The organism is Solwaraspora sp. WMMA2101, from assembly GCF_049179175.1.
GTDB lineage: Bacteria > Actinomycetota > Actinomycetes > Mycobacteriales > Micromonosporaceae > Micromonospora_E.
Window position 1 is genome coordinate 5330481 of the sequence record NZ_JBMHMA010000006.1, and the last position, 17859, is coordinate 5348339.

General features: G+C 72.2%; 21 protein-coding genes and 1 riboswitch. Of the genes, 9 read left to right on the top strand and 12 right to left on the bottom strand.

What is annotated here, in order from left to right; translation table 11 throughout:
- The first annotated feature begins 8 nt into the window (after positions 1 to 8).
- The 3 genes from ACN28F_RS25290 to ACN28F_RS25300 are packed head-to-tail and all read left to right on the top strand — an operon-like array spanning position 9 to position 2538.
- A complete protein-coding gene (locus ACN28F_RS25290) occupies positions 9 to 1007 on the top strand; it encodes an ABC transporter substrate-binding protein (RefSeq protein ID WP_289210350.1) in 999 nt (332 codons plus the stop codon).
- Positions 1004 to 1843, top strand: a complete 840-nt coding sequence (locus ACN28F_RS25295; RefSeq protein ID WP_289210351.1) for an ABC transporter ATP-binding protein — start codon at positions 1004 to 1006, stop codon at positions 1841 to 1843. Before ACN28F_RS25290 ends, ACN28F_RS25295 begins: the two co-directional genes overlap by 4 nt.
- The gene (locus tag ACN28F_RS25300) at positions 1840 to 2538 is read left to right on the top strand and encodes a class I SAM-dependent methyltransferase (RefSeq protein WP_289210352.1); all 699 of its coding nucleotides are present in this window, start codon (positions 1840 to 1842) and stop codon (positions 2536 to 2538) included. The genes ACN28F_RS25295 and ACN28F_RS25300 overlap by 4 nt, the downstream gene beginning before the upstream one ends.
- An 83-nt stretch (positions 2539 to 2621) precedes the next feature.
- On the opposite strand, the gene ACN28F_RS25305 is transcribed toward ACN28F_RS25300, so the two are convergent.
- From ACN28F_RS25305 to ACN28F_RS25325, 5 genes are all read right to left on the bottom strand, one after another.
- On the bottom strand, positions 2622 to 3134 hold the full coding sequence (locus ACN28F_RS25305; RefSeq protein WP_289210353.1) for a hypothetical protein: 513 nt from the start codon (positions 3132 to 3134) through the stop codon (positions 2622 to 2624).
- Between the two features lie 17 nt (positions 3135 to 3151).
- Positions 3152 to 4861: a PHP domain-containing protein gene (locus ACN28F_RS25310; RefSeq protein ID WP_289210354.1), complete on the bottom strand. Its 1710-nt coding sequence runs from the start codon at positions 4859 to 4861 to the stop codon at positions 3152 to 3154.
- A 206-nt stretch (positions 4862 to 5067) separates the two neighbouring features.
- Positions 5068 to 5841 carry an energy-coupling factor transporter transmembrane component T family protein gene (locus ACN28F_RS25315; RefSeq protein ID WP_421361501.1) on the bottom strand — a complete coding sequence of 258 codons (774 nt, stop codon included), beginning with the start codon at positions 5839 to 5841 and terminating at the stop codon, positions 5068 to 5070.
- Positions 5842 to 5870: 29 nt separating this feature from the next.
- Positions 5871 to 7289, bottom strand: coding sequence for an ABC transporter ATP-binding protein (locus ACN28F_RS25320; protein WP_421360001.1), 1419 nt, complete (start codon positions 7287 to 7289; stop codon positions 5871 to 5873).
- 40 nt (positions 7290 to 7329) lie between these two features.
- The gene (locus ACN28F_RS25325; protein WP_289210356.1) at positions 7330 to 7929 is read right to left on the bottom strand and encodes an ECF transporter S component; all 600 of its coding nucleotides are present in this window, start codon (positions 7927 to 7929) and stop codon (positions 7330 to 7332) included.
- Positions 7925 to 8029, bottom strand: a riboswitch (TPP riboswitch). (Overlaps the previous gene by 5 nt.)
- Positions 8030 to 8244: 215 nt before the next feature.
- Here ACN28F_RS25325 and ACN28F_RS25330 point away from each other — a divergent pair.
- From ACN28F_RS25330 to ACN28F_RS25340, 3 genes are all read left to right on the top strand, one after another.
- Positions 8245 to 9261 carry a permease gene (locus ACN28F_RS25330; RefSeq protein ID WP_421361503.1) on the top strand — a complete coding sequence of 339 codons (1017 nt, stop codon included), beginning with the start codon at positions 8245 to 8247 and terminating at the stop codon, positions 9259 to 9261.
- Positions 9258 to 10001, top strand: coding sequence for a TIGR03943 family putative permease subunit (locus tag ACN28F_RS25335; RefSeq protein ID WP_289210357.1), 744 nt, complete (start codon positions 9258 to 9260; stop codon positions 9999 to 10001). Before ACN28F_RS25330 ends, ACN28F_RS25335 begins: the two co-directional genes overlap by 4 nt.
- A 79-nt stretch (positions 10002 to 10080) precedes the next feature.
- Positions 10081 to 10611, top strand: coding sequence for a DUF6328 family protein (locus ACN28F_RS25340; RefSeq protein WP_421360004.1), 531 nt, complete (start codon positions 10081 to 10083; stop codon positions 10609 to 10611).
- Here ACN28F_RS25340 and ACN28F_RS25345 read toward each other — a convergent pair.
- From ACN28F_RS25345 to ACN28F_RS25375, 7 genes are all read right to left on the bottom strand, one after another.
- Positions 10594 to 11199, bottom strand: a complete 606-nt coding sequence (locus ACN28F_RS25345; RefSeq protein ID WP_289210359.1) for a hypothetical protein — start codon at positions 11197 to 11199, stop codon at positions 10594 to 10596. The genes ACN28F_RS25340 and ACN28F_RS25345 overlap by 18 nt on opposite strands.
- 85 nt (positions 11200 to 11284) lie before the next feature.
- Positions 11285 to 11719: a Fur family transcriptional regulator gene (locus tag ACN28F_RS25350; RefSeq protein ID WP_421360006.1), complete on the bottom strand. Its 435-nt coding sequence runs from the start codon at positions 11717 to 11719 to the stop codon at positions 11285 to 11287.
- A gap of 49 nt (positions 11720 to 11768) precedes the next feature.
- A complete protein-coding gene (locus tag ACN28F_RS25355; protein ID WP_421361505.1) occupies positions 11769 to 12062 on the bottom strand; it encodes an ArsR/SmtB family transcription factor in 294 nt (97 codons plus the stop codon).
- Between the two features lie 121 nt (positions 12063 to 12183).
- A complete protein-coding gene (locus tag ACN28F_RS25360) occupies positions 12184 to 13071 on the bottom strand; it encodes a metal ABC transporter permease (RefSeq protein ID WP_289210361.1) in 888 nt (295 codons plus the stop codon).
- Positions 13068 to 13829, bottom strand: coding sequence for a metal ABC transporter ATP-binding protein (locus tag ACN28F_RS25365; protein WP_289210362.1), 762 nt, complete (start codon positions 13827 to 13829; stop codon positions 13068 to 13070). Before ACN28F_RS25365 ends, ACN28F_RS25360 begins: the two co-directional genes overlap by 4 nt.
- On the bottom strand, positions 13826 to 14884 hold the full coding sequence (locus ACN28F_RS25370) for a metal ABC transporter substrate-binding protein (RefSeq protein WP_421360008.1): 1059 nt from the start codon (positions 14882 to 14884) through the stop codon (positions 13826 to 13828). The genes ACN28F_RS25365 and ACN28F_RS25370 overlap by 4 nt, the downstream gene beginning before the upstream one ends.
- A gap of 98 nt (positions 14885 to 14982) precedes the next feature.
- Positions 14983 to 15240 (bottom strand): DUF6703 family protein, encoded by a 258-nt coding sequence (locus tag ACN28F_RS25375; protein WP_289210364.1) that lies wholly within the window; start codon positions 15238 to 15240, stop codon positions 14983 to 14985.
- Positions 15241 to 15292: 52 nt separating this feature from the next.
- Between ACN28F_RS25375 and ACN28F_RS25380 the strand changes: the two genes are divergently transcribed.
- From ACN28F_RS25380 to ACN28F_RS25390, 3 genes are all read left to right on the top strand, one after another.
- Positions 15293 to 15634 (top strand): antibiotic biosynthesis monooxygenase family protein, encoded by a 342-nt coding sequence (locus ACN28F_RS25380; protein ID WP_289210365.1) that lies wholly within the window; start codon positions 15293 to 15295, stop codon positions 15632 to 15634.
- Positions 15635 to 15659: 25 nt separating this feature from the next.
- A complete protein-coding gene (locus tag ACN28F_RS25385; RefSeq protein WP_289210366.1) occupies positions 15660 to 16367 on the top strand; it encodes a hypothetical protein in 708 nt (235 codons plus the stop codon).
- 71 nt (positions 16368 to 16438) lie between these two features.
- Positions 16439 to 17818 (top strand): glycine--tRNA ligase, encoded by a 1380-nt coding sequence (locus ACN28F_RS25390; RefSeq protein ID WP_289210367.1) that lies wholly within the window; start codon positions 16439 to 16441, stop codon positions 17816 to 17818.
- The last annotated feature ends 41 nt before the right edge of the window (positions 17819 to 17859 follow it).

Consider the following 17859-nt stretch of genomic DNA (forward strand, 5'->3'; position numbering starts at 1 on the left):
AGAAGCCCGTGAAGACGACCCGTACCGCCGCCCTCGCGGTGGTGTCCGCGACAGCGCTGCTCGTCGCCGGCTGCGGCGGTGCTGGCGCAGCCGGCGACAACGCCACCACGGCCGCCGGCGAGGGCTACCCGGTGACCGTCACCAACTGCGGCGTCGACGTCACCTTCGACGCCGCGCCGACCCGGGTCGTGCTGCTCAAGAGCGCGGCCGTGCCGTACCTGCACGCGCTCGGGGTGCTCGACCGGGTGACCGCCCGCGCCGGCCAGTACCCGGCCGAGTACTACGACGCGGCGACCCTGGCCGAGCTCGACGCCATCCCGTTGCTGACCGACAAGACCGACACCAGCGGCCACCTGCAGATCTCCAAGGAGGTGGTGATCAGCCAGCAGCCGGACCTGGTGCTCGGTGAGGTCGACAACCTCTCCCGCGACACCTTGTCGGCGGTGGACATCCCACTGTTGGAGGAGCCGGCGATGTGCCCCGACAGCACGGCGGTGCCGAGCTTCGACGACATCTACGCCCAGATGCGGACGTACGGCGAGGTGTTCGACCGCCAGCCGCAGGCGCAGGAGGCGGTCACCGCGTTGCAGGAGCGGATGGCCCAGGTCCAGCAGCAGGCCGGCGTGGCGTCCGGGCGGACGGCGGCGGTGCTCTATCCGACCGTCGGCGGTGGGGTGACCTACGCCTACGGCACGGCCAGCATGGCGCACCCGCAGCTGGAGGCGGCCGGCTTCCGTAACGTCTTCGACGACGTACCGGAGCGGGTCTTCGAGGTCACCGTGGAGGAGCTGCTCGGACGCGACCCCGACGTACTGATCCTGCTCTACTCCGACGGTGACCCGGCGGCGGTGGAGCAGGGCCTGACCGGGCTGCCCGGCGCCGAGAACCTGACGGCGGTCCGCACCGGCGAGGTGATGACCCAGCTGTTCAACTTCACCGAGCCGCCGAGCCCGCTGTCGATCGACGGGTTGGAGCGCATCGTGCAGCGCTTCGGGGACGGCACATGATCACCGCGACCGGGGTCTCCTGGCGTTACGGAGCCCATCCGGTCATCGACGGGGTGAGCGTGACCGCCGGGCCGGGCCGGGTGCTGGGCCTGATCGGCCCGAACGGCAGCGGCAAGACCACGCTGCTGCGGTTGCTCTACGGTGCGCTGCGCAGCGGTGGCGGCTTACGTACCGTCGGTGGCGGGCGCGGCGCCAGCGGCGACTCGGGGCAGGTCCTGGTCGACGGCGACGAACTGTCCGCCCTGCCGGCCCGGGAGGTCGCCCGTCGGCTGGCGGTGGTGGTGCAGGAGGCCGGTGGCAGCGAGATCGCCCTGACCGTCGCCGAACTGGTGCTGCTGGGCCGGGGGCCGCACCTGTCGACGTTCCAGCGCACGAGTCGCGCCGACCACGAGATCGCGGCGGCGTGTCTGGCCCGGGTCGGTGCCGCGCACCTGGCGGCCCGCGCCGTCGCCGGCCTGTCCGGCGGTGAACGCCAGCGGGTGCTGATCGCCCGCGCGTTGGCCCAACAGGCCACCCACCTGCTGCTCGACGAGCCGACCAACCATCTGGACATCCGCTACCAGCACGAGATCCTGCAACTGGTCCGCAATCTCGGCACCTGTTCGATCGTCGTGCTGCACGACCTCAACCTGGCCGCCCGCTACTGCGACGACCTGGTGCTGCTCGGCCAGGGCGGGGTGGCGGCCGCCGGCACCACCGACGAGGTGCTCGACCCGGCCGTGCTCGAACCGGTCTACGGCATCGGCATCCAGCGTCTGGACATCGACGGTGCCATCCACCTGCTGTTCCAGCCGTTCGACCAGACCACCGCCACCGAGGAGAGGATCGCGGCATGACGGCCGTACAGGATCGCATCAATGAGTACTGGACCGGCCGGGCACCCGGCTACGACGCGTACGTGCAGCGCCCGGAGCGGTTCGCCGCCGACCAGCAGGCCTGGTCGCAGGTCTGGGCGGCGGCGCTGCCGCCGGCCCCGCTGGACGTGCTCGACGTCGGCACCGGCACCGGGCAGGCGGCCATCGTGCTGGCCGGGCTCGGCCACCGGGTCACCGGCATCGACCTGTCCGAGGGGATGTTGGAGCAGGCCCGCCGGCACGCGGCCGCGATGACCGACGGACCCGTCATCGCGTACGGCGACGCCGTCGCCCCGGACTTCCCGGCCGCCAGCTTCGACGCGGTGACCAGCCGCTACCTGATGTGGACCCTGCGCGAGCCGCAGGTCGCCGTGGCCAACTGGGTGCGCCTGCTGCGCCCCGGCGGCACGGTCGCCGTGGTCGACAGCACCTGGTTCCCCGACGGACTCGACAACGCCTCGGAGAACTTCGCCGACCACTACGACGACGCGGTGCGCGCCGCGCTGCCGCTGGCCACCGCGAAAACCATTGACCAGACCGTGGCGGTGCTGGAACAGGCCGGCCTACGCGATGTCACGGCCGCACCGCTGAACTCGGTCTACGAACTGGACCGACAGTTCGGCGTGGCACCCGACCACGAGCTCAAACTGCAGTACATCGTCACCGGCCGTCGCTGACCGGGAACTGCCCGCCAACGGGTGCCTCCGGTGCCGGCCACTGGATGTGACCAGCACCGGAGGCTGGACAGGCAGGTGCGCGGTCAGTGCTTGTCGGCGCAGCACGGGGTCGGATCGGGCAACTCGAACGGGGCGATCCGACCGGCCCCGACCGGCGCGGCGATCAACGTCAGTACGCCGTTGATCCACACCGGTCGGACGAAGTCCCGGGTCACCAGCCGGGTGTCGCCGTCCGGTTGCGCGCCGCCGAGCAGGGTGACCTGCTCGATCGCGCTGCGCTCCAGCACCTCGGCGACACTCAGCTCGCCGACCAGCGACTCGACGCCGGGGTAGAGGACCGCCCGGCCCGAACGACGCTCCCGGTGCTCGGCCGCCGCCACCTCCGCCGCCGAGTCGAACCCGGCGACGGAAGCGGGCAGACCGTCCGGCAGTCCGTCCGGGGCGGCCAGGCTGACCGCCACGTGCGGGCGCGGCGTACGGACCAGATGGGTGCAGGCGACGAGCCCGGGTACGCCGGCCGGGCCGACCACCTCGTGCAGCCAGTGTTCGGCGGCGCGGTCGTCGGCGTGCCCGAGGCTCACTCCAGTGACGATCATGGCGGTGGCGGTGGCGGTCAGGACGGCAGGACCCAGATCGGGTTGCCGTAGAACCACAGGTCCAGCCACGGGTCGGCGTCTCCCATCACGTCCATCGCCGGGCCGTGCGGGTCGACCGCCGCCCCCATCAGACCGGGCGCGCCGCGGTTGCCGTCGGTACCCCGTACCCGGATGTACATCGGCCGGTCCACCCGTCCCAGCGGGTAGCTGAACGACACCCGCTTACGGCCGGGCTGCACCTCGAACGAGGCGGCCACCCGGGCGGTCGGCGCGGTGAAGGTGTCCGCGTCGGTCACCGGGCCGGTCACGTCGCCGACGATCAGGTCCACCCGGGCCAGTTGCGGCAGGAACTGCGCCCAGTTCGGTGTGGTGGCCAGGTCGATGTCGAGCGTCACCGTGACCGAGGTACCGCTCTTGACCTTCAACGTTCCGCCCAGCGTGGCACCGGCGCCCGGCCGCTGGTCGTTGGTGCGGCGGACCCGCATGTCCAGGCCCCGGATCAGACCACCGTGGTCGACCCAGACCCGGCCGGCCCGGATGGCGTCCATCACCGCCCGGTAGCCGAACGCCTTGGCGCCGACGTGGGTACGGCTGTACTGGCCCGGCCAGAAGTCGCCGGCGGTGGTGATCAGCGGTCCGTACACCGGGTCGTCGTACCTGCCGTTGGCGTTGAAGTCGCTGTTCGGCCCGCGCATCGACGTACCCAGGTAGTTGACGTGCGAGTCGGAGTTGGCGCTGATCCACCACGGCTTGCCCTCGGCGAGCAGGCTGTCCCAGAGCCCGCCCACGGTGGCGGTCATCCAGTCGAACCCGCCCCAGGTGCGGTAGCTCTCCAGCGGGTAACCGGGGAACGACGCCGCCGACGGGCTGCCCTCGTAGTAGCCGCGACCGCGACCCGGTCCGGCGGGCGCGGGCAGGCTGGACGCCTGGTGTCCGGGCGCGCCCTCCATGCCGACGGCCACCGTCGGGTCGGCGTCGCGCCAGGCGCGGATCTCGTGCGGCGAGTCCACGCCGCGCCGCGACGGGTGGTTGGCCAGGAACAGGGCGCCACCGATCCGGCGGTTACGGACCTCGTCGCCGAGGAACTTGATGCCGGCGATGGCGAGCGCCTCGTTGGCCGGGCTCGGGCCGCTGGTGCCGGTCACCGAGCCGTCGTAGTCGGTCTCGAACTGCTTGAGTACGGCGACCTCGTTCGGCCCGGGCTGGACGAACACCGTGCCGTGCTCGGCGGACGGGATGTTCCACTCCAGGCCCTGGTAGACCAGCAGGTCCTTGATCTCCTGCCGGGTGGCGACGATGTCCGGGTTCACCTTCTCCACCCCGATGCGGGCGTGGGTCGCGCCGCCGTGGTCGGTGATGACGATCCAGTCCAGACCGTACGCGCGGGCGTGCTTGGCCTGGTCGACCACCCGGTACATGGCGTCGGAGCTGTACTGGGTGTGGATGTGGTGGTCGCCGGCCAGCCAGACGAACTCGCCGTCGCCGGTCGACGCGCCGCCGGCCGAGGTCTCGTCGTCGGCGGCCGGGGCGGCGTGCGCGGCGTGCCCACCGGCGAGCACCGACGCGGCGGCACCGGCGCCGAGCAGGCCGGCGTTGCGCAGGAAACTGCGCCGGGACGCCTCGGGTCCGGAGAGCTCGGCGTCCGGCACCGACAGGTCGAGAGCGGCCGGTACGTCGGCACCGGTCGCGGCGTGATCGTGGCTGTGATCGTGGTGGTGGTGTCCCATTCCTGCTCCGCCTCGTCGATCAACGTTGTCGCGGTCAATCTCATGCAGGTGGGGAAACAGCAGGCGACACGTTGTCGACCCGGCGGCACACGGGGCGTGAAAGCGTTGCCATGTGTGCATCAGTTCGACCGGTAGTGACCTGCGGATCCACCGAACGGACCCGGCCGTGCGGTCCGGCCGTCACGGACATCGGCCGGGCAGCCCGGTCAGCCGGCCGCTGCGGCCAACCCGGTCGCCAACGACAACGCGGCCACAGCGGCCGCGCCGACGACCAGGCCGACGTCGGCCACGCCGAACCGCTGCCGACGGGCGCTCGTGCGCGCGACCTCGGAGTCGAAACCCCGCGCGTCCATCGCGGTGGCCAGCCGCGTTCCCCGGCGGATCGCCAGCACCAGCAGGCCGAAGCCGGTGGCGGCGAACAGCCGCAACCGGCGCAGCGGGTTGCGGCCCGGGTCCACCCCACGTGCCCGCCGGGCCATCGTCAGCAGCTGCCACTCGGCGCTGAGCATCGGCACCATCCGGAAGGCGGCGAGCGCACCGATGGCGAACCGGGGCGGTGCCTTGGCATTCTGGATCAGCGCGTCGGCCAGATCGGTGGGGTCGGTGGTGGCGAAGACCAGCACCCCGGGCAGCGCGACGGCGAGCAGCCGCAATGCCAGGCCGAGCGCGGTGATCAGGACTCCGGTGGTCAGCAGTAGCGGCCCGGCGGCCAGCAGTACGGTCCCGGACCGCTCGGCGGCGAACAGCAGCAGGGTCACCAGCAGACCGGCCGCGCTGATCAGCACCGGCAGCATCCGCCGAGCCACGGTGCGGTAGCGCAGGCCGAACAGCGGGATCACCGCGACCTCGACGGCGAGCGCGATCGCCGGGGTGAGCGGGTCCAGGGTGGCCAGCAGCGCCACCGAGAAGATCAACGCCGCGACGAGCTTCGCCATCGGGTTGCGCCGGGCCAGCACCGCCGGCCGCGCCGCGCCGGTCACCGCGCCCGCCGCCACGTCCACGGTGCCGGTCACAGGGCCAGCCGCCGGTCGGCCAGCGCGTCGACGAAGTCCGCGTCATGGGTGACCGCGACGACGGCGTGTCCCTCGTCGCGCAACCCGGCCAGCAGCTCCACCAGCTCGATCCAGGTCCGGCGGTCCTGGCCGAAGGTCGGTTCGTCGAGCACCAGCAGCTGCGGCGCGGTGGCCAGAGCGGTCGCCACACTCAGCCGCCGCGCCTCACCACCGGACAACGTGTACGGGTTCGCCCGCGCCAGCCGGTCCAGCCGCAACCGGGTGAGCAGCTCGTCGACGACCCGACCGACCGCCGGCTCCGGCAGACCGCAGCGGCGCGGGCCGAGCGCCAACTCGTCGGCCACGGTCGTGGTGACGAACTGGTGCTCCGGGTTCTGGAACACCGAACCGATCCGGCGGACCAGCTCCGGCGCCCGCCAGCGGTGCGGCACCGCCCCGACCTGCCCACCGGTCAGCGCTGCGGTCGCCCGTACCGCGCCGGCACCGGGGGCGACCAGCCCGCCGAGCAGCAACGCCAGGGTGGTCTTGCCGGCCCCGTTGGGCCCGAGTACGGCCAGCGCCTCCCCGGCGTGCACCGGCACCTCGTCGGCGCGCACGGCCAGCCGGGGCGGCAACCCGACCCGGTCGGCGTGCAGCAGCGGCGCACCGGCGGGTCGACCGGACCGCCGTACCGGAAGTGGCTGGTCGGGCACCCACACACCGTCGGCGGCCAGTTGTCCGCCGTACCGGTCGAAGACCTCCGTCGGCGGGCCGTCGGCCCGCACCCCGCCACCGGGTTCCAGCACCACCACCCGGTCGACCAGCGGCAGCGCCTGCGCCACCCGGTGCTCGACGATCACCAGGGTGGTGTCGTCATCGTCGGCCAGCGCGCCGGCGATCGCGTCGCGGACCAGGTCGGCGCCGGCCGGATCCAGGTTCGCGGTCGGCTCGTCGAGCAGCAGCAGGTCCGGGCGCAGCGCGAGCGCCCCGGCCAGGGCGAGTCGCTGCTGCTCGCCACCGGACAACGCGGCGGTCGGCCGGTCCCGGCCGTACCGGAAACCGACCCGGGCCAGCGCGGCGTCGACCCGTGGCCAGATCTCCGCAGCCGGTACGCCCCGGTTCTCCAGCCCGAACGCCACGTCGTCACCACTGCGCGCCATCACCAGCTGGGTCTGCGGATCCTGGAAGACGATGCCGACCCGGTCGCGGGCCTTGCGCGGGTCGAGCCCGTCGACGCCCACCGTGCCGGCCTGTTCGCCCGAGTCGGCCGGCAGCAGCCCGGCCATCGCCGCCAGCAGGGTGCTCTTGCCCGCGCCGGACGGCCCGAGCAGCAGGACCCGTTCGCCGGCGCCGATCCGCAGGTCGACGTCGCGCACCGCCCAGGCCCGGCGGCCGGCGTGCCGCCAGCCGAAGCCCCGCAGCTCCAGCCGGCTCACCGCGCGGCCCGGCTCAGCCGACGGCCCGGCTCGGCCCGGCTCACACCATGGTGCGGTCGCGGCCGGCCGGGAACCGGTCGAGCACCCCGGTCCGGGCCAGTGCCCGGGTCAGCGCGACGCTGCCGGCACCGGCCAGCACGATCGCGCTGACCACGGTCACGACGAAGATCGGGATCCGGAAGGTGACCAGATCGTACGGCGCGTAGTACCGGACCTGGTCGAAGATCGCCGCGCCGAGCCCGGCGGCCGCCCCGGCGGCCAGCACCACCGGGAGCCGGAACGAGCGGTACGCCACCGCGAGGAACACCAGCTCGGCGCCGACGCCCTGGGCCAGGCCCTGGAGCACCACCACGGCGCCCCACTGGCTGCCCAGCGCCGCCGACACCAACGCGGCGACCAGTTCGCAGAAGAGCGCGGCCCCCGGCTTGCGGATCACCAGGGCACCGAGCACAGCCGGCACCAGCCACACCCCGTACAGCACCGCCTGGGCGGGCGGGAAGAAGGTGAACGCGGCCTCGGTGGCTGCCCAGACCAGCCCCCACGCCCAGAAGATCACCCCGAAGGCGACCGCGATCACCGAGGCGACCACGATGTCGACGGTCCGCCAACGGCGGTCGACGGAGGTACTGCGTAGCGTCATCGTCGCTCCAACTCCCTGCGCTGGCATTACCCAGATCAGGTTCGAGGGTCTGCGGGCTCCCCGCACTCTCAGCGCTGTCTGCGCTCCCCTGTCGGACATGAGGTTGTTCCGTCGACGCTAGCACCGGGCGACCGGTGCGAACAGAGGCGACGTCCGGGTGTGGCGGCGGGCACCCCCGGACGCGTTATCGTGGGGTGCCCGCATCGACCCGTCCAGCGAGGGGACCGACCTTCCGTGACCGCTGCCGATCGCACCGCGACGCGTCGGGCGCGCCCCGGTGACGAGGTCGACTGGGGTACGTCGGACGCCGACGACCTGTCGGCCTCGGGCGCTTCCGGCGGGTCGCCCGGTGCCCCGCGGCCGCCCCGGCGGCGACTGTTCGGCGACCGGGTCGGCTCGGTCGAGGTGCTCGCCTTCCTGCTGATCGGGTTGGTGATCTTCCGCGAGCCGTTGGCCGGCCTGATCTCCGACCCCCGGCTGCAGACCTGGACCACGGTCTTCGTCTCGGTGATGGTCCAGGCCATGCCGTTCCTCGTCTTCGGCGTGGTGCTCTCCGCGGTCATCGCGGTCTTCGTGCCCCGGTCGTTCTGGGCGAAGGCGTTGCCGAAGCATCCGGCGCTGGCGGTGCCGGTGGCCAGCGCGGCCGGCGTGGTGCTGCCCGGCTGCGAGTGCGGCTCGGTGCCGATCGCCGGGTCGTTGATCCGTCGGGGCGTGGCACCGGCCGCCGCCCTGGCGTTCCTGCTGGCCGCGCCGGCGATCAACCCGATCGTGCTGGTCGCGACGGCCGTCGCCTTCCCGAACAACCCGGAGATGGTGCTCGGTCGAGGTGTCGCCAGCCTGATCGTCGCGATGGTGATGGGCTGGCTGTGGCTGCGGCTGGGCCGCACCGACTGGATCCGGTTGCCGCACCGGCCGGATCTGGACGACCTGTCCCGCGCGCGGGCATTCTGGGCGGCCGTCCGGCACGACATCATGCACGCCGGCGGCTTCCTGGTGATCGGTGCGATGGCCGCCGCCAGCATCAACGTGCTGGTGCCGGAGCGCTGGCTGCAGACCCTCGCCGACAACCCGGTGCTGTCCATCCTGGCCCTGGCGGTGCTCGCCGTACTGCTGTCGATCTGCTCCGAGGCCGACGCGTTCGTCGCCGCGTCGCTGTCGCAGTTCTCGCTCACCTCGCGACTGGTGTTCCTGGTCGTCGGCCCGATGGTCGACCTGAAGCTGATCTCGATGCAAGCCGGTACGTTCGGGCGCCGGTTCGCGTACCGGTTCGCTCCGGCGACCTTTCTGATCGCCATCGTGGTGGCGGTCGCGGTGGGGACGGTGCTGTTGTGAACAAACAGGCTCAAGGTGTGGTGCTGCTGCTGCTCGGCGGCGCGGTCGTCAAGGCCAGCGTCACCGAGATGTACCTGCGCTACGTCAAGGAGGTGCTGCAGCCGTTCCTGATCGTCGCGGGCCTGCTGCTGGTCGCCGCCGGCATCATGACGCTCTGGCACGATCTGCGGCGGCGCAACGCACCCGCCCCGGCCGACGACGGCCACGACCACCACGACGACGGTCACGGCCACGCCCACCACGAGCCGCGGGTCGGCTGGCTGCTGATCCTGCCGGTGCTCGGCCTGCTGCTGGTCGCCCCGCCCGCGCTGGGTTCGTACGCCGCCGCGCAGGCCGGTACCGCGCTCAGCGCCGAGCAGGCATCCTCGGACTATCCACCGCTGCCCGACGGCGACCCGGCCCAGATCAGCGTCCTCGACTACGCCTCCCGGGCGATCTTCGACGAGGGTCGGTCACTGGACGGTCGGACCGTACGGCTCACCGGCTTCGTCGCCGAAGGGCCGGACGGCGAGCCGATGCTGGCCCGTATCGTGCTGTCCTGCTGCGCCGCCGACGGCCGACCGATCAAGGTCGGGATGGACGGCAGCGCCCCCACCGGGCTGCCGGTGGACACCTGGATCGCGGTGGTCGGCCGGTACAGCGACCGGATCGGCACCGACCCGGTGAACGGGGCGAGCATCCCGTACCTCGGGGTCGAATCCTGGCAGGAGATCGAGCCGCCGGCGCAGCAGTACGAGTAGAGGTTTCACTTCTGCCGGTCCGGGGCATCTTCCCGTCCGCCGTTTCAACGTGACGGACGTGGCGGGAGGGACCAGACGGATGAGCCGGGAGACCGAGCGGGAACGGTGGCAACGGAATTTCGCCGACCTGTTGCAGGAGCTTCGAGTTGCCCAGACCGGCGTCCAGATTCTCTTCGCGTTCCTGCTGACGCTGCCGTTCAGCAGCGGCTTCCCGGACACGACCGCGTTCCAGCGCGACATCTACGTGGTCGCGCTGCTCGCGGCGGCGGCCGCCGCCGCGATGATCATTTCGCCGGTGGCGTTCCACCGGGTGCTGTTCCGCCAGGGCCGTAAGCCCGAACTGGTCCGGTTCGCCCACCGGATGGCCAGCGGCGGCCTCGGCTTCATGCTGGTGGCGATGGTCAGCTCGGTTCTGCTGGTCACCGACTTCATCCTGCCGCGCACGGTCGGGTTCGTCCTCAGCGGCATCACCGGGCTCTGGTTCCTGACCTTCTGGGCCGGTCTGCCGTTCGTGCACCGCGGCTGGCTGCGCGACGACGACGAGGACGACGACGAGGGGACGGCCAGCGGCGATGCCGCCGGTCACCAGACGTCAGCGCGGCACCCGTAGCCCGAGGGATCGCAGCTCCAGCGCGGCGAGCGCGGCGGTGACCTGCGGATCACCGTCGCGCCAGCGGGCCGCCACGTCCGGGTCGATCGCGGTGATCGCGGCCAGCGGACGACCGGCCAGCGCCCGCAGCGCCAGCAGGTCCTGACCGGCCGGCAGGTCACGCAGGGCCACGGCGGCGCTGGCCCGCCGGATCCACCGGATGCGTAGCGGCAGCCAACCGAACAGCACCAGCCCCACCGGGAAGATCAGCATGGTGACGGCGAGCGCCACGGCCAGGTCGGCGACCAGGTCCTGCTGCTCACGTCCGGCCTGCGCGACCGATCTGGCGGCACCGGCGGCCTGGGTGAACGGGGCGGTCAACTCGTCACCGACGAGCGGTACCCGACCGACCCGGCCGCCGACGTCGGCGAGGTTGTCGGCCAGCCCGGCACCGGCGTCCTGCAGGGTACGGCCGGGGCCGGCGAGCCGAGCGACCTGCTCGTGCAGCCAGAGCGCGGCACGGATCCACAGGTAGACCCAGGCGACGACGATCAGATCGGTGGCGAACTGCCGGGCGGCGGCGGGGAAACGGTCGGCGTAGATCTGCATGCGCACAGCGTGCCGTACCCGTGTCGACCACGCCGTCCTGGCCGGTGCCGGCCGCGACCGACCGGCATGGTCTGGGGTGATCCCGCTAGGACTTCTTGCCGGTCTTGCGGCTGGCGCACTGCGGGCAGGTGCCGAAGATCTCCATCGTGTGGCTCACCCCGACGTACCCGTGCTGGGCCGCGACCCGTTCCGCCCACGCCTCGACCGCCGGCCCCTCGACCTCGACGGTGCTGCCGCAGGATCGGCAGACGAGATGGTGGTGGTGGCCCTGGCTGCACCGCCGGTACAGATGCTCGCCGCCGGGCGGACGCATCACGTCGACCTCGCCCGAGTCGGCGAGCCCCTGCAACGTCCGGTAGACGGTGGTCAGGCCGACCCGGTCGCCGCGTTCCCGCAACATGGCGTGCAGTTCCTGGGCGCTGTGGAACCCCGCCAACTCGTCGAGGATGGCGCTCACCGCGCTGCGTTGCCGGGTGTTGCGGACCGCCGCCTGCTCGGTGGTGGTGTCTCCAGTCTTCATCTGGGGCCTCCGGGGCAAAGTACTGCTGCCGAATCCTGCCGGTGGCGGGTCACCGTACCTCCCGGGCATGGCTGACCGCGTCGGCGACGATGTGCGCGACGTGTTCGTCGACCAGCGCGTACGCGATCTCCCGGCCCCGCCGGGAGCCGTGCACCACGCCGGCCCCACGCAGCACACGAAGGTGCTGCGACACCAGCGGCTGCGGTGCGCCGAGCTTCTCCACGAGCTCGTGGACACAGCGTTCGCCCTGGGCGAGCTCGGTCACGATGGCGACCCGGATCGGAGCGGACAGGGCGCGCAGCAGTTCGCCCGCGCTCTCGTACCCCTCGTAGCCGTTGGCCATCGTCACCCCGCAACGGTAACCAATAGCGGGGCCGGACCGGCAGGCAGGCGGCCACCGGCGGAGGAACCGGCGGCATCTGGAAAGCCGCCGGACCGCCGGACCGGGAGGGTGGGGGACCGGATCAGGACTCCAGGACGACCTCCGGTGGCTCCACCTCGCGGGCCGGCCGCTGCGGTACGCGCAGGCGGGCACCCCGTCGGCGCAGCAGGCGCCAGAGGCCGGCACCGATCGCGGTGGCGGCGAACGCGCCGATCGCCAGGATGACGATCGTCGCGCCGAGCGCGGTGTTGACGGTGCCGGCCAGCCACACGCCGCCGCCGGCCGAGACCAGGCCGATCGCCATCGCCGCCGCCATGGTGGTGCGGAACCCCCGGGTGAGCTGCTGCGCGGTCGCCACCGGCACCACCATCAGTGCGCTGACCAGCAGCAGGCCGACCGCCCGCATGGCGATGGTGACGGTCACCGCGGTGGTGACCGCGATCAGCAGGTTGAGCGTGCGCACCGGCAGGCCGGAGACCTTGGCGTACTCCTCGTCGTGGCAGATGGCGAACAGTGCCGGGCGCAGCAGCAGCATCGCGGCGAGCACGACCGCGGCGAGCACCACGATCACCCGCAGGTCCTCCGGGCGGGTGGTGCTCAGCGACCCGAACAGGTAGGACATCAGGTTGGCGTTGCTGCGGTCGCCGGCCAGCCCGACCAGCATCACCCCGCCGGCGATACCGCCGTAGAACAGCAGCGCGAGCGCCATGTCGCCGGAGGTGCGGCCGCGTTCGCGCAACAGTTCGATGGCGATCGCGCCGATCGCGGCGACGATCACCGCGGTGAGCACGGGGGAGCGGTCCAGCAGCAGGCCGACGCCGACCCCGGTGAGGGCCACGTGGCCCACCCCGTCGCCGATCAACGACATCCGCCGCTGCACCAGGTAGATGCCCAGGGCCGGGGCGGCCAGCCCGATGACCAGGGCGCCGATCAGCGCCCGGATCATGAATTCGTACTGGAAGATGCTCATGCGTTCAATATCCGGGACGGTTCGACCGGCGCGTGCGGGTGGACGTGGTCGTGACCGGGGTCGGCGTGGTGCCCGGCCGGTGGTGGCACCGCGCCGTCGTGGACCACCTCGCCGTGGTGCAGCACCACCGCGCGGTCGATCAGCGGCTGCAACGGCCCGAGCTCGTGGGCGACCAGCAGCACCGTACCGCCGCCGGTGACGAACGTGCCGAGCGCCGTGGCGAACGCCTCCTGGCTGGCGGCGTCGACCCCGGCGGTGGGCTCGTCGAGGACCAGCAGTTCCGGTTCGCCGGCCAGCGCGCGGGCGATCAGCGTCCGCTGCTGCTGGCCACCGGAGAGGGCGGCGACCGGGTCGCGTACCCGGTCGGCGAGGCCGACGGCGGCCAGCGCCGCCGCGACGGCGGCCCGGTCGGCGGCCCCGGCCGGGCGCAGTACGCCGCGACGGGCGAGCCGGCCGGAGGCGACGACCTCCCCGACGGTGGCCGGTACGCCGCTGCCGGCCCCGAGCCGTTGCGGTACGTAGCCGACCCGGTGCCATTGGCGGAACCGCCCCAACGGCACGTCGAAGAGCCGGACGGTACCGCCGCGCAGCGGCACCAGACCGAGCGCGGTGCGGATCAGGGTGGACTTGCCGGAGCCGTTCGCGCCGAGCAACGCGACGACCTCACCGCTGTTCACGGTGAGGTCGATGGCGCGGAGCACGGGGCGGCCGTCGTAGCCGGCCACCCCGTGCTCCACCTGGACGACAGGTGTGCTCACGAACAACCCAGGGCGGTGGTGAGGGAATCGAGGTTGTCGCGCATCACCGAAAAATAGTCGCCGTCGGCGTCCGGCTGCAGCCCCTCGATCGGATCCAGCACCGCGGTCTGGGCACCGACCTCGCTGGCGATGGTCTCGGCGACGGCCGGGCTGACCAGGGTCTCGAAGAAGATCGTGGTGGCCTGGTGCTCCCGGGCCTCCTCGATCACCTCGGCGAGGCGCTGCGGCGCCGGCTCGTCCTCGGGGCTCAGCCCGGTGATGCCGATCTGCTCCAGCTCGTAGCGCACTGCCAGGTAGCCGAAGGCGGCGTGGCTGGTGATGATCTCCCGACGTTCACAGGTGGCCAGCCCTTCGGCGTACTCGGTGTCGAGGGCTTCCAGCTCGGTGCGCAGGGCGGCGGCGCGGGCGGTGAAGTCGTCCGCCCGGTCCGGGTCGGCCTTGCCGAGACGGGCGGCGAGCTCGTCGGCGACCGTGGCGAACCGGGTCGGGTCCAGCCACAGGTGCGGGTCCTTGGCCGTGTCCTCGTCGGCGTGCTCGTCGACGGCTTCGCCGCCCGGCGTGGGCTCGTCGTCGTGACCCGGCTCCTCCTCTTCGTGACCGTGCTCGTCCTCAGCGTGCTCGTCCTCGGCGTGCTCTTCCTCGCCGTGCTCGTGGCTGTGCCCGCCGTCGGTGGCGTCGAGCAGCGGTTCGACCGTGACCACGTCGAACGCGGCGTCGCCGGCCTCCTGCTCGACGGCGGCGTCGACGGCCGGTTGGAAACCGCTCAGGTAGACGACGAGGTCGGCGTCGCTGATCTGGCCGACCTGCTGCGGGTTGAGCTCCAGGTCGTGCGGTTCGGCACCGGGCGGGGCCAGGCCGGTGACCGTCACGGCGTCCCCGCCGATGCGTTCGGCCAGGAACTGCAGCGGATAGAAGGCGGCGACCACGCCGACCGTGTCGCCGGTCGTGGTGGCAGAGGTATCGGCATCGTCCTGCGCGCAGGCCACCGTGCCGCCCAGAGCGAGCAACGCACCGGCGGACAGCGCGAGGGTACGGCGCAAGGGGTGGTTGTGCATCAGGCAACTCTCCGCGAGGGTGACAATGATTGTCAAAAACGCATGGTTGCATGGGTTGCCCCTGCTCGGCGGCCTGAGCGACGTACTCCAGCGATCGGCTAGAAGATCTTGGCCAGGGCGACCGCGACCAGCAGCGTCACGGTCAGCAGCCGCAGCAGCCGCCCCGCCGGTGGCACCGCCGCCCAGGTCGACCGCAGCAGCCAGGCCAGCCCGCCGGCCAGCACCAGCAGCGCCGCCCCGCCGATCACCCCAGGTGCGAACAGACCCACCAGGACGAGTCCGAGCGCGACCAGGAACGCCCCGGTCGGGTTGATCCGCCCGAGCCGGGCCGAACCCGACGACTGCGTAGGCTGCATCCGACAAACTGTAGTCAGTTCCCGACAGACTCGAGCCAGTGAGGAGACCCGCGTGCTGGTGGTCAACCGGTTCACCGTGCCGCAGACCGACGCGACGAGTTTCGTCGATCGCGCACAGGTGGCGCTGCGGGCGTTGGCGGCCTGCACCGGCTACCAGCGCGGCGCGTTGACCTGCGCGCTGGAGGATCCACAGAGCTGGTGCCTGATGACCGAATGGGAGTCGGTCGGCGCCTACCGACGTGCCCTGGGCAGCTTCACGGTGAAGGTCGACGCCACGCCGTTGCTGGCCGAATCGCTCGACGAGCCGTCGGCGTTCGAGGTGCTGGTCGACGCGGCGCCGGGCGGGGAACCCGTGGCGTACGCCAGCGATCGGGCCATGGAGCCCGGTCGGTGATTGGCCGGGCAACTACCCTGTCGGCATGACCGATCCCGGACCGGAGCGCCCCCTCCCGCCGTCCGCCGTACCCGCTGGGTCGCCGTGGGCGGCACCCTCACCGTGGGAGCCGCCGGACCGCCAGTCGCCGGTGTCCCCGGCCCCGGCCGCCAGCGCCGATCCGACCGTCAGCGTCGATCCGGCCCCGGTGCAGGCCCCGGTGGCGGCCGCCACCGACCCGCCGGCCCCGACCCCGCCGGCTGACCCGGGTGCCCCGTACCAGGTGCCCGCCGGTCCTGGAGCGGCCCCGCCGTTCGCGGCACCGCCGGTGGAGGGCCGCAGCGCCCGACTCTGGATCGGCCTCAGCGTTGCGGCGCTCGCCGTACTGATCTGCTGCGGTGGTGGCACGATCGCCCTGGTCGGACTGATCATTACCGGCGGGGAGGCGATCAACGAGCAGGCCCAGGTCGCGGTGGACGACTACTTCGACGCGGTCAGCCAACAGCAGTTCGGTGCCGCGTACGGGATGCTCTGTGCCGAGGCGCAACGCCGGGAGAGCCTCGACGAGTTCACCGACCGGCTCGCCGCCGAGCCCGAGATCGCCGCCTACGAGGTCGGCCAGGTCTCGGTCACCAGCCGGATCGTCGTACCGGTGGAGGTGACCTACCGCCAGGGCGGAGCGGACACCCTGCGGGTGTCGTTGAACCAGGACACCGGCACCGGTGAGCTAGAGGTCTGCGGCATCGAGGAGTAGCCTGCCGAACATCTGCCGTGACCGTCCACCCGCACGTCCCCGCTGGCAGCCAGCCGGCGTAGGAGCAGCGCATGTCAGCCGACCGTTTCGACGCCGTGGTGAGTCTCGCCCACCGGCGGGGCTTCGTCTTCCCGTCCGGCGAGATCTACGGTGGTGAACCGTTCGCCTGGGACTACGGGCCACTCGGCGTCGAGCTCAAGGAGCATCTGCGTCGGCAGTGGTGGCGGACCATGGTCCAGCACCGCGACGACGTCGTCGGGCTCGACTCGGCGGTGTTGCAGGCCCGTGCGGTGATCGCCGCGTCCGGAATGCTCGACGCCCACACCCGCACCAGTGCGCGGTGCCGGTCCTGTGACTCGGCGCAGCCGCTCGACGGCATGGTCGGGGCGTACACCCGGCAGGCGGGCCGACCGCCAGCGGCGTTGACCGAACTCACCTGTCCGAACTGTGCCAGCCGGGGCAGCTTCACCGACCCGGATCAGGTCAGCGGGCTGCTCGGTGCCTCGAACGCGCGTCGGACCGCCGCCGAGTACCCGTACTACCTGCGGCCGGAGGCCGCCACCGGGACTTTCGTCAACTTCGCCAACGTGATGATCGCCGCGCGCAAGAAGCCGCCGTTCGGCATCGCCCAGGCCGGCCGCTCCTTCCGCCACTTCGCCGGGCCGGGGGAGTTCCTGCTGGCCAGCCGCGAGCTGGAACGGATGGAGCTGGAGTACTTCGTCGAGCCGGGTGCCGACGACGAATGGCTCGAGTACTGGGTCCAGCAGCGCTGGGACTGGTACGTCGATCTGGGTCTCGCGCCGGACCGGTTGCGCCGCCGCGAACCCTCGACGAGTGCCCTGCCGCAGCATGCCAAGCGCCTCGTGGAGATCGAGTACCGGTTCGGCGGTGCCGGACCGGAGTTCGTCGCGCTGGAAGGCGTGACCAACCGCGCCGATCACGACCTCACCGTCCACGCCAAGCACTCCGGGGCGGATCTGTCCTACTTCGATCAGGACCGTGGTGAGCGGTGGGTGCCGTACGCGATCGAACCGGCGGCCAACCTGACGGTAGCCGTCTTCGCGTTCCTACTGGCGGCCTACGACGAGGACGAGGCACCGAACACGAAGGGTGGCGTCGACAAGCGGACCGTGTTGCGCTTCGATCCCCGGCTCGCCCCGGTGAAGGTGGCGGTGCTGCCGTTGTCACGCAACTCCGACCTGTCGCCGAAGGCCCGTGATCTGAGCGTCGCGCTGCGCCGCCGTTGGGTGGTGGAGTTCGACGACTCGCAGGCGATCGGCCGCCGGTACCGCCGGCAGGACGAGATCGGTACGCCGTACTGCGTCACCGTCGATTTCGGCACGCTCGCCGACGACGCGGTGACCGTCCGGGACCGGGACACCATGGCCCAGCAACGGGTCGCGTTGGACCAGGTCGAGCGCTACCTGCTGGAGCGGCTGCCCACCGGCTGACCGGTGGGCGGGTCGGTCCACCGGCGTGCCGACCGGCCGGG